This window comes from Rhodococcus sp. 05-2254-6, assembly GCF_002258565.1.
In the GTDB taxonomy this organism is placed as follows: Bacteria; Actinomycetota; Actinomycetes; order Mycobacteriales; family Mycobacteriaceae; genus Rhodococcoides.
This window is the reverse complement of record NZ_NOZF01000054.1, coordinates 107,904-119,109: the sequence shown is the minus strand read 5'-3', so window position 1 is coordinate 119,109 and position 11,206 is coordinate 107,904. Positions and strand designations below refer to the sequence as shown.

General features: G+C 63.8%; 10 protein-coding genes and 1 pseudogene. 7 read left to right on the top strand and 4 right to left on the bottom strand.

The window, feature by feature from the left end; genetic code table 11:
- The 7 genes from CH256_RS07120 to CH256_RS07090 all read left to right on the top strand — a co-directional run.
- Positions 1 to 571 (top strand): AAA family ATPase (locus CH256_RS07120; protein WP_218829126.1); only part of this gene is annotated, 571 nt, incomplete at its 5' end.
- A complete protein-coding gene (gene madC / locus CH256_RS07115; protein ID WP_094639075.1) occupies positions 568 to 2,085 on the top strand; it encodes a MadC family VWA domain-containing protein in 1,518 nt (505 codons plus the stop codon). The genes CH256_RS07120 and madC, both read left to right, overlap by 4 nt.
- Positions 2,086 to 2,270: 185 nt before the next feature.
- Complete coding sequence (locus CH256_RS07110) at positions 2,271 to 3,458, top strand: iron-containing alcohol dehydrogenase (protein WP_255183105.1); 1,188 nt, start codon at positions 2,271 to 2,273, stop codon at positions 3,456 to 3,458.
- Entirely contained in the window at positions 3,455 to 4,810 is a 1,356-nt protein-coding gene (locus CH256_RS07105) for a MadS family sensor histidine kinase (protein ID WP_068051604.1), read from the top strand. Before CH256_RS07110 ends, CH256_RS07105 begins: the two co-directional genes overlap by 4 nt.
- 23 nt (positions 4,811 to 4,833) lie before the next feature.
- On the top strand, positions 4,834 to 5,487 hold the full coding sequence (locus CH256_RS07100; protein ID WP_032405004.1) for a MadR family response regulator transcription factor: 654 nt from the start codon (positions 4,834 to 4,836) through the stop codon (positions 5,485 to 5,487).
- 150 nt (positions 5,488 to 5,637) lie between these two features.
- Positions 5,638 to 6,651 carry a helix-turn-helix domain-containing protein gene (locus tag CH256_RS07095; RefSeq protein ID WP_094669184.1) on the top strand — a complete coding sequence of 338 codons (1,014 nt, stop codon included), beginning with the start codon at positions 5,638 to 5,640 and terminating at the stop codon, positions 6,649 to 6,651.
- 153 nt (positions 6,652 to 6,804) lie between these two features.
- Positions 6,805 to 8,070, top strand: coding sequence for an acyl-CoA dehydrogenase family protein (locus tag CH256_RS07090; protein ID WP_094639078.1), 1,266 nt, complete (start codon positions 6,805 to 6,807; stop codon positions 8,068 to 8,070).
- Positions 8,071 to 8,151: 81 nt separating this feature from the next.
- On the opposite strand, the gene mftM is transcribed toward CH256_RS07090, so the two are convergent.
- The 4 genes and pseudogenes from mftM to CH256_RS07070 form a co-directional block, all read right to left on the bottom strand.
- The gene (gene mftM / locus CH256_RS07085) at positions 8,152 to 8,979 is read right to left on the bottom strand and encodes a mycofactocin oligosaccharide methyltransferase MftM (RefSeq protein ID WP_094639079.1); all 828 of its coding nucleotides are present in this window, start codon (positions 8,977 to 8,979) and stop codon (positions 8,152 to 8,154) included.
- 205 nt (positions 8,980 to 9,184) lie between these two features.
- Positions 9,185 to 10,558: an aromatic ring-hydroxylating oxygenase subunit alpha gene (locus CH256_RS07080; RefSeq protein ID WP_094639080.1), complete on the bottom strand. Its 1,374-nt coding sequence runs from the start codon at positions 10,556 to 10,558 to the stop codon at positions 9,185 to 9,187.
- Positions 10,555 to 10,860, bottom strand: a complete 306-nt coding sequence (locus tag CH256_RS07075) for a hypothetical protein (protein WP_052047385.1) — start codon at positions 10,858 to 10,860, stop codon at positions 10,555 to 10,557. Before CH256_RS07075 ends, CH256_RS07080 begins: the two co-directional genes overlap by 4 nt.
- A gap of 107 nt (positions 10,861 to 10,967) precedes the next feature.
- Positions 10,968 to 11,206: pseudogene (locus CH256_RS07070) on the bottom strand (ThuA domain-containing protein); the annotation flags it as partial.

The window sequence follows — 11,206 nt, the reverse complement described above, 5'->3', positions numbered from 1 at the left end:
GGTGCTCCTGGTCGACGAAGTCGATCGCACCGAGGAATCGATGGAGGCACTGCTGCTCGAAGTACTTGCCGAGAAGCAGGTGACGATCCCCGAGGTCGGTACGTTCACCGCGCGCAGCGATCCGTGGGTGATACTGACCTCCAACGACACTCGTGAGCTGTCGTCGGCCCTCAAACGTCGCTGTCTGCATTTCCATCTCGATTATCCGACCGCGGCGCGTGAGCGCGAGATCGTCACTGCTCGTGCCCCCGAGGTGCCCGCGCACATCGTGTCCGAGATCGTGGAGCTGGCAACGGAATTGCGTGAGCTACCGCTCCGCAAGAGCCCGTCGATCTCGGAAGTGATCGATGCGGCTCGTATCGCCTCGGTCCTCGGTCACACCGTAGACACCCGCAAGTACCTGCTCGCGGCCCTGGTGAAGTACTCGTCGGACATGAAGATCGCGCTGGCCGGACCGGTCGCAGAAACACCCTCTGCAGCAACATCACTCGGGACGGTCGTCAACACGACCGCGACGGCCTTCAGAGGGCACGGTGGACGCGACAAGGGTGGCATCGGAATACGACGATGACCGTGCCACAGACGTTCTCGGCGTCGGTGGTGCTCGACGTGCTGGCTGCGGTGTTCGGGCGCACGCTCAGGCGCTTCGGAGTAGCTGCGTCGCCGGCCGAGGTCATCGAGGTTCGACGCGTCCTCGGGCTTCTCGGGGCCCGTGACCTGACGGTGTTGCGCGCGGCCTTGCGTGCGACGTGCGCCAAGTACGACCACGAACAGCACGGTTTCGATCTGGCCTTCGAGTCGATGTTCAGGGCACTCGGCGAGAGCGCCACGGACGAGCATCGTTCGCCACTGGGAGCGCAGGTAGCAGGCGGATTGCCGACGGACCTGGACGTCGGCGCAGACCAGGAAGCGGCCAAATACGCCGAATACAACGAGCGTGCGGTCGAAATCGGTGATCTGCTCGACGCCCCGGAAGCGGACAAGGGCTTCAACCCGCACAAGGACGACGACGACATCAGTCTCTCGTCCGAGGACCACGATCTGTCGATCGACACCGACGGCGACATGGGTCGACGGGGAGTCACCTACACCGTCGACCTGGAGCGGTCCGGGTCGACGGCGGCCGGGGAGTTGGCGTCGAGCACCAGCGGAGCTGTTGCGGGACAGCTGAACTGGGAGGATCCGGCGAGCATCCTGGCGTGGTTCGATGCCTACGATCCGAGTAGCGTCTACGGCGACGGGGGTGATTCCGGTCCACTGAGCGCTGCGATGCTCGACCGCATCACCGATGCCGTCGAGGCTTTCGTCGCGGCACTGGGGGATGTGACGGGGACGATGTCGTCACCGGTGCCGGTCGACGGCGCGGCGCAGGCGATCGGCCGGCACGCCGAGATCGAGCGCGCGAGTCACGAAGTGCTCAAACACATGCGGGGCACTCCTCGACCACGACCACGCGAACATTCACGCGGACCGCTCGACATGCGGCGCACCGTCCGGTCCAGTCTGCGTACCGACGGCATCCCGTTCCGTCTGGTGACGAAAACCCCTGTGCCGGGAAAGGTTCGGTTGCTGGTACTGGCGGACGTGTCGTTGTCGGTCAGGCCCATCACCGCGTTCACCCTGAGGCTTGCGCAAGCCATGCATGCGCGCGCACACCGATGCACGGTGATGGGGTTCGTCGACGCACCGGTCGATGTGACTACCACCTTGCTCGGCAGTACCGGCGACGGCGCACTGGCCGCGGTGCTCGCGGACGCGCGACTGGACCTCGAAGCGAGCAGCGACTACGGCAGAACCTTCACCGATCTGTTGCAGTCACACCCAGAAGTCCTGGACAAGCGCACCGCGGTCATCATCGTCGGTGACGGCCGGTGCAACGGACGCCCGGCTGGCCTCGAGGCCCTGGACGAGATCCGGTCGAAGGTGCACCGCATCGCGTGGATCACCCCCGAAGCTCGTCGTTACTGGGCGCAGGCAGCGTGCTCGATGGAGGATTACGAGCGAATTTGCGACCGGGTCGTCGTCGCGCGGGATGGCGAACAGTTGACCTCGCAGGCGGCCGAACTGGGCCATGCGCTGTCCTGACCTGACCGATCGTGCCGCCTACCTACCCGATCGGGCAGGTAGGAACCTGGCCCGGTGCTGGTGGGATCGGACCGGCCGTGCTCGTAAGGTTGTAACCTGAATCACAGGTCCGAGAGTTCTGGGATCGATGGACAGCGAGGGTGTGGACGGTGGACCAGGCAGCTACGGCGGACGTCGGCAAGGCGCTGCACGACCTCGATGCGCAGCGCAGCCGAGCCGAGACGCCACGAGTTCTCAAATTCCACGCACCCGAGATCGTGTTCGGTCCGGATTCGCTGGGCGAGGTCGCGCACGCGACATGTCGTCTCGGTGGGGTCCGGCCGATGCTCGTCACGGACTCGGGGTTGATCGAGAGCGGCTGGGCCGGGCAGCTGGTCGACCTACTCGTTGCCCAGGGCCTCGACCCCCAGGTCTGGAGCGCGCTCACGCCCAATCCCAAGGACGTCGAAATCGAGGCCGGGCACGGCTACTACGCAGAGAACGGTTGCGACGTGCTGGTGGCGATCGGCGGTGGGTCGGTCATGGATGCGGCCAAGGGGATCGCCATCCTCGCGGGCAACGGCGGCAGAATCCTCGACTACGAGGGCGTCGATCAGGCCACTCGGCCGATTCCCCCGCTGGTGATGGTGCCCACGACATCGGGCACCGGGGCCGACGTCTCGCAGTTCTGCATCGTCACCGACACGGCGCGCTCGACCAAGATCACCATCCTCGGCCGGGCACTCGTTCCCGATATCACCGTGATCGATCCGATGTTGCTCACCACGATGCCCGAATGGCTCAACGCGGCAACCGGTTTGGACGCTCTGACGCACGGAATCGAGGCATTCGTCTCGCTGGGTCACAACCAGCTCACCGACCACCATGCACTTCGGGCCATCACCATGGTGATGTCGCAGTTGGCGCGCACCATCGACGAGCCCACCGATATGGCCGCGCGTGGTTCGATGGCGCAGGCAAGTCTGGAAGCCGGTCTGGCGTTCACGAATGCGATTCTCGGTGCCACCCATGCCATGAGCCATCAGGTGGGAGGACTCCTCGACCTCCCGCACGGGGTGATCAACGGAGTGCTGCTGCCGCATGTCATTCGTTTCAACGCCGCGGAGGATCCGTTGCCCTACGTGGCCATCGCGACGAGCCTCGGATTGTCGGAAGGCAGAGCCAGGCCGGAGGAAGCCGCCATGGCTGTGGCGGACCGTGTCGATCGCCTTGCACGTCAGGTCGGCGTTCCCACCGGTCTGGCACAGATCGGTGTCCGCGAGTCCGATCTGGATGTGTTGGCCACCAACGCTTTACATGATGCCTGCATGTCCACCAATCCTCGCTCCGCCACGCACCGCGAGATGGTCGATCTGTTCAGGAGTGCGCTGTGACGTCCGGACCCGACCTGTCGCTGCTGACGGGGCTGCGTTCGGGCAAGAACACGTTCTACCCCCAATATCGTGGCGCGGCCGAACGTTTGGAGCGCGTCGTCTATGCGCTGGAGTTGATTTCACGGGCACTGGTTCGGACGGTCGACGGGCCCGAGACGCTGGTGTGCGCGGTCGCGGAAGCAGCTCGTGCCCATCTGAGCGCACGCTGGGTGGTCTTCGCTCTTGCCGATGGCGCTCTGCCGGATGCCGGTCCTCGTCGACTCGTGCTCGGACCGGACGCCACGCCGTTTCTGGTCGACAACGTCGAGGGGCCACCGTTGCCGGACGACGTCGTCGACTGCCTCGAGTCGATTCGACAGTCGACGTGCGGCGATGGGCAGACACCGGTGATCTCCGCTCATCACGCCTTCGTGCCGATCGCGTTCGACGGAGGCGTCGTGGGTGCTTTTGCGGCGTGGACCGGAGAGCAGCGGGTGCTGGACGCCACCGACGCGGCGGTGCTGAGCATTCTGGCCAGTCAAACGGCGGTGGCGCTGCAGAATTCGGCGCTCTTCCAGAGTCGACGGCAATTGCTCGAGCGGACCGAGAGTGCCTACGCCCAGGCGAACCGCACAGCGGCCGATCTCGCAGCCCGCAATGCCGAACTGTTGCTGACACAGCGGCAATTGGGTGCTGCGCACAGGCATCAGGTCCTCGACGACGAACGCCACCGCATCGCTCGCGAATTGCACGACAGCGTCACTCAGGCCGTGTTGTCCGCTGGTATGCAGATCGAAGTGTGTCGCAGCGAGATCTCGGCCGAAGAACGCAGCGACAGATTGGATCTGGCGAAGGATCTGACGCGTCGAGCTGTGGAACAACTGCGGTCGGCGATCTACGCGCTCAATCATCCGCAGGACGCCGATCGAACGTCGCTTCCGGAAATGCTCGAACAGCTTTCCGTGGTCCACATGCCCGACGAGTTGCAGGTCTCGTTGCGGGTGGAGGGAACCCCCGTCGAGCTGAGCAGCGAGTGCGAGCATGCATTGCTCCGCATCGCCGGCGAAGCATTGTTCAACACAGCGGTGCACGCGCACGCGTCGCGGGCGATTCTTCGGTTGACCTATTCGCTCGATCAGGTGCAGTTGTCGATCGCCGACGACGGCGACGGCGATCCGGCCCACCTGCGAATGATGCTGCACCTTGCCGAGTCCACCGATGTCGACGGCCGCCACCGCGGATTGGCGAACATGGCGGCCCGCACCCGTGAACACGGCGGGGTCTTCGAGATTCGCCGCGCCCGAACCGGGGGTGTGCGTGTGGCAGTGCGCATTCCCTTCCAGGAAAGATCCGAGAAGGGCGAAACACAGTGAGCGTTCCGACGGTTCGCACGGGCATGGGGCAGGTGGCGGCACCTACTGTCCGCATCGTCCTGGTCGACGATCATGCAATTCTGCGCGACGGGCTGCGTTCGGTGCTCGAGCGCGAGTCGGATCTGACGATCGTGGGGGAGGCGTCGACGCGGGAGGAGGGATTGGCCGTCGTCGCGCGGGTCGAGCCCGATATAGTGCTGATGGATCTCAAGCTCTCGGCCAGTTCGGATTACGAGGGCCTTGCCTTGTGCGCACAATTGGCCAAGGCGCACAACGGAATCGGATTACTGGTGCTCACCACTTTCCTCGACGACCGACTCGTGGTGGAGGCGGTGCACGCCGGTGCGCGCGGATACGTCGTCAAGGACGTCGATACCACCGAACTGGTGCGGGCGATACGTGCTGTCTCGCGAGGCGAGAGTGCCTTCGATTCGCGGAGTGCCTCGGCTGTCGTGCGATCACTCAACGGCACGCCGAGCAGCATAGAACGGCTGACCGAGCGCGAACTCGAAGTACTCCGGCTACTCGCGACGGGCCTGTCCAACAACATGATCGGTACCCGCCTGTTCATCTCGGCAACGACGGTGAAATTCCACGTCAGCAACATCATGCGCAAGCTCGCAGTGTCTCGGCGAGCCGAGGCCGTGTACGCGGCGAGTAAGCAGGGGTTGATCTGAGCCACGCCCAAACATCCGAAGGTGCGGGAACCTCTCCGCGCCCAGCCCGCCGGCGTGAGGAGAGTGCACACATTTCGTAACGCGAATGCCTCGGATGACTTACGCCCAAGGCCTACCGTGTGTGCACTCGAATCTATCGCGGAGTGCAACATGACGTCATTTTGGACAACGAGGGGACTCGGCCCGGCCGATCAGATGAGCTATTGGGCCGATGTTCTCTGCCAGGCATTCACGCCGCTGGCACCGTGGCGATCCCGGGACCACGTCGAACACAGTTCGTCACGTTCAGGACTTCCCGGATGGGTGCGCTCCGCGGCGATCGGGGGTGGCAACGCAGCGGAGATCGCCTCCTGCACACAGCGAATCGATCATGGAAAGCGCGAGGTCGCCCGCGCGGACGAGGACGTCGTCTTCGTCAATCTGCAACTGGACGGGCACTGTACGACCACTCAGGACGGGCGGCAGTGCACGGTCTCCCGAGGTGAGTTCGCCGTCGTCGACTCGACTCGCCCGTACCGGCTGGAGTTCGTCGAGCCCGGCAACGACGAACTGTGGCGAGTGCTGTCCTTCCGACTGCCGCGCCCTCTGCTGGCAGATGTGGTCGGCCCGTCGGCAGCGACGACTGCGCGGCGTTTCTCGAGCTCGTCGGGTTCTGCTCGGCTGCTCAGCTCGTTGATGGTGGAGACCTGGCGGACCGATTCAACGCTGCAGACCGCCGAGCGGCAGATGATCGGAGCGGCCCATGTCGATCTGCTGCGTGCCGTACTGGGAGGGACGCAACGGGACACCGGATGCTCGTTGGACACCGACGAAGCACTTCGGGTCTCCGCAGTTCGGTACATCGACTCCAGGCTTGCATTCGGCCGAGTTCCCGCCACCGATGCGGCCCGCCATGTCGGGGTATCGGTACGCACGCTCCATGCCCTCTTCGAGAGGACGGGAACCACGTTCGGTGCCGTCGTCCGTGAGCATCGCGTCGAAGCGTGTCGGCGTGAGCTCGCTGATTCTCGGGACACTCGATCGATCGGAACGATAGCGGCAGCGTGGGGATTCTCGGATTCGGCGCATCTGGCCAAGACCTTTCGATCGCGCTTCGGATGCAGTCCGGTCGAATACCGCAACTCGGTGCAGACAGGGGAAGTGCCGCAGTCGGCGCAGGGGTGAATCTTTCTGTTCGACAGTGCAGAACGGTACCGATGACGGCGCAGTCCGGTACAAGACCGGGATGCGTCGGGCCGTGAAACATGGGGGGTAGGGCAGCGTCGCCCGATTCCGTTCTTCACCCCCCCCACCAGGACAGACATCGAGGAGTCTCACATGACCCTGAGTTTCGAGCTCAGCCCCGAGCAGATGGCAGTGCGCATGCAGGCGCGGCAAGTGGCGGACGACATTCTGAGCGAAGTAGCGCCCGCTATTTCCTCCATACCGCGCCCCGAGGATCGCTTCTACGCGTTGCACCCGGTCTACAAGCAGCTGGCCGGTCTCGGATTCGTCAAGGGACTGGTCCCCGATCAATACGGCGGCGCGTACTTCGACAATCTCACCTTCGCGCTCGCGGCCGAGGAACTCGCTCGGGTCGACATCAACACTCCGACGGCATTGCTGGGCACGGGATTGGGACTCAACCCGATCATCAACTTCGGTACCGAGGAGCAGAAGAACCGCTGGCTCCCGTTGTTCTGCGACGGCGAACCCAGATTGGCTGCGATCGCCTACACGGAAGTCACCGGCGGGGCCAATTACGACTCGGAAGACCCTACCGTCGGAATTCGGACCTTCGCGCGTCGCGAGGGCGACGAGTGGGTCATCAACGGTGCCAAGCACTACACCACCAATGCCTCGGGCTGGGACGGTCAGGGTGCCGACCTGATCAGTGTGGTCTGCCGTACCGATCCTGCACTGCCGCCGTCGGAGTCGCTCGCCGTCATCGTCGTGGAGAAGGGAACGCCCGGGGTGGAGATCACCGACATGATCGACACCATCGGACATCGTGCCACCAATTCGCCGCGGGTGGAATTCCACGACGTGCGGGTGCCGGTCGGCAACATCGTCGGCAAGCCGGGCGACGGGTTGGATATCGTTGCCACTGCCTTCTCCTGGACCTGCTCGTCCATCGCTGCCGCGTGCGTGGGCAGGATGCGAGCTGCATTCGACTACTCTTTGCACTTCGCCAAGACCGACCACCGCTCCGGTCCGGTACCCGTCATCGAGTATCAGAATGCCGGATACATGTTGGTGGACATCAAGACTCGCATCGAGGCGGTCCGCTGTTTCGCGTGGAAGGCTGCGGACCATTTCGACCGTACCGGCGGACGCGATCGCGAATTGGCCAACGAGGCAAAAATTTTCGCGTCAGAGACGGCCGTGCAGGTCGTGTACGACGCCATGCGTCTCGTCGGTGTCGATGCGTACACGAACCTGACACCGATCGCGGCGATCATGGAAGACGTCCTGTGCTTCCCGGTCTACGACGGCGGCAACATGGGGGTCCGACGGCGCAACGTCCACAATCTGCTCAGGGCAGACGGATTCGATTCACTCGCTGCAGCGGAGAATCGACTGTCGGTACCCGAGTACGCCTAGGTCGACGGAGGCAGTGGTGTCAGGATCCATTGCGATCCTGACACCACGTCGGCGTTGCGATGTGGTACCCCCAGCGGCCTGTCAGACCAGTTGGGGGGTCGAGGTCTTGTCGATCACGAGCCACCCACCGTGGTGCTCGAAGGTCCGAAATACGCGGCCCGACGACCGACCGAGCTCGACCAGTGATGCCTCGTCGAATGTGCGGACGTGTCCGTGGCAGGCGGTGGTCTCGGCCTCGAAGGGCACGGCAACAACGACACGGGTGCGCGCGATGCGTAGCGCTTCTTCCACTATGCGGGAGCCGGTCTCGGCGTCGACGTGCTCGAGGAGATGCAGTGCAGTCACGGTGTCGGCACTGCCGTCGGCAACGGGAACATTGGCGGCGTCGCACACCACGGTGTCGAGCGTGATCCCGAGGTGTGGGGCCACGGTGGCGAGCAACCGCATGGTTCCGGCCGACAGGTCCGTCGCAGTCACCGAGTGGCCTTCAATCGCCAGCCGCAGTGGAAAGAAGCCGAAGCACGAACCCAGGTCGAGCACCGACCCGACGATCAGGTTCTCCGCCTGTTCGTGGACAGGCGCGAAATCGGCGGTGCCCGAGAGCAGCTCGTCCAACGAATTGCGGTAATAGGTGGCCCATGCGTCGACCGGATCGGCGACCGTGGTGCGGACTATCCCGACCAACACCAACTCGAACTCGCGCTGCGAAAGACCTACATGGCGGGCCTGTGCGGTGACCATCGGAACCAGGCGCTCACCGATACCTGCAGACGTCAGGCCGTGGCAGACCTGCACGGTCGACCCTGTTCGGACCGCGTCGAACCCAAGCCCGGGGAGGTGCCGAACCACCACGTTCTCGTGAGCCCAGACTCCATCCGGGCTCGGTGCGAGTGCATCCAACTCGGTCATCGAAAGCCATTCTGTTCGTCGGCCTCTCGGCGAAGCCGTCCCTTCGCACACCGTCGAGCGTTCCACACGACGGTGTGCGAAGGGACCGATCCAGGGAAGATCGGGCCGTTCGGAGGACGTGGACCCCACGCGCCGGACGGGCCACTGCCTACCCGGAAGGTCAGTTCGTGCAGATGGCCGGCAGGTTCCCGACGTCGCGCCGGTCTCAGTCCACTTCCTCGCCGATCCACTGTGCCAGCAGATGGTGGATGTGCCGGATCTTGACTTCCTGGTATCGAGCCAGCGGGAGCGTCTTCGACTGCGCCGACTGCAAGCCCTTCTGCACCTTGGGCATGTTGTACGCGTCCTGGTCGAACACCCGCGCCGAACTGCCGAGCACCGTTGCTTCCAACCACGACTGCTCCGGTCGCAGCCACTGGGTCTTGGCAGGCTTGGGCCGTTCGCCCTTGAACGGTGCCAGTAGGTACACGTCCATGATCGAGGTCTCGTGGTCGTCACCGTTGGGTCGGAATCGGTAGACGATGCGTTGGTACGCGCCCCATGGATGAAAGTTGGGGAACACGGTGTAGTAGATGCTGTCCAGTGATTCCGCGTCGGACATGTTGTCCGCCTTGACATCACCGATGATCTCGCGCAGACCCTCGCGGGCCAGCATGCCGGACATCTCCCGCGCGGTCACACCCTCGGGGAGCGTCACCATCGGGTCCTCGTCGATGCGCGCATCGATCATCGAGTCGAACATCTCCTGCTCGGTCGGGACGAAGTTGATGTGCGGGCTCGGTACTCCGTTCGCCGTGATGCCGCGGTTGAAGTTGCCCCAGCTGTCGTACTGACTGTTGGAGTCGCCGGTCCCCACGACCCGCTGCGGGTGAGTGGTGATCACGTGGAAGGCCTCGGAGAATGCCTCCTGCGCAATCTTCCAGTTCGCCTGGATGACCTGAGCGACGTGCGCTTGGATGAATCGGTCTTCCAGAGGCCACGCCTCGAAGTGCTTTCCGAGATCGCCGAGGAAGCTGTCCAGTGATTCGGACTCGGGATCCATGTTGACGAACACGAAGCCACCCCAGGTGTCCACCTTGACCTGTGGCAGGTCCATCTTCGACTTGTCGACCTGAGGAAAGTCCCAGGCACAGGTCATCGACTTGAGCGAGCCGTCGAAGTTCCAGGCGAAACCGTGAAAGGGACAACGTATTTCGTTGCCGGCCGGACCGTCCTCTTCGCGGAGGGTACGGCCACGGTGCAGGCACGAGTTGTAGAACGCACGGATGCCCATGTCCTTACCGCGGACGAGCAGGATCGACTTTTCGCAGATGTCGTACACGAGCGTGTCACCCGGCTCGGGGATCTCTTCCTCGCGGCACGCCATCTGCCATACCTTGTACCAGACCCGGTCTCGTTCGAGTTCGTGGTACTTGCGGCTGATGTAGCGCGATACCGGCACGAAGTTCTGGTCGGCGTATTGCTCGTGAGATTCCTCGCGCAGGATGTCCGGGACCGGGTGCGTATCGGTCTCGAGCAGTCGCTGATATCCCGTCCCGTTCTCGACGGGTGTTTCGGCGCGCTCATCGATGTCGGTCACAGCTTGCCTCCCTGTTCCAGCGTGATGGCGAGGGCGTCCTGCGCCTGTTTGTCGGCCTGCATCTTCTCGAGCAGTTTCGCGGCGCCCATGAAGCGCCGGTTCTGGGTGATGGGGACGGGAGCGCGAGGACCGAGACCCACCCATCGGGCCAGCTCGGGATCGACCGCCTTCACCTCGCCGTGGAGGTAGCGACCTTCCGGATCGAACGTGCCGGTCTTGCCGTCGCGAGTGGTGACCAGGACGTTGAAGTCGTCGTCGAACTCGTAGATCGCGTGGCTCATCGGATGCTTGATCTGTCGCATCGCAATCTCCTTGATGATCAGTTGCGGTGTTACTTAATGTTCTATCCATAAACTGTAACAGTGAACGGTGACGATGAGCACACTTTTCTTTACTGCTACTCCAATAACTATCGCTGAGCGGCCCAGAGAAGTGCTGCCCCCACGAGCCGGCGGTAGACAGGGTTCGACAGGGTGGGTGCCGCGTCGCCCGGTTGCAGGTATGCGAGTCGGCTACGACCGTTCGTCTTCGTCCACCCGACCAGCGACGAACCGGGCGCGTGGTGCCACCCCGTGCGATCGTCTCGCCTGCCCGCCATCGCAGAGGCAGTGGAGAAGTGAACGGCGTCGGTCATCTCGGCATCGGTTC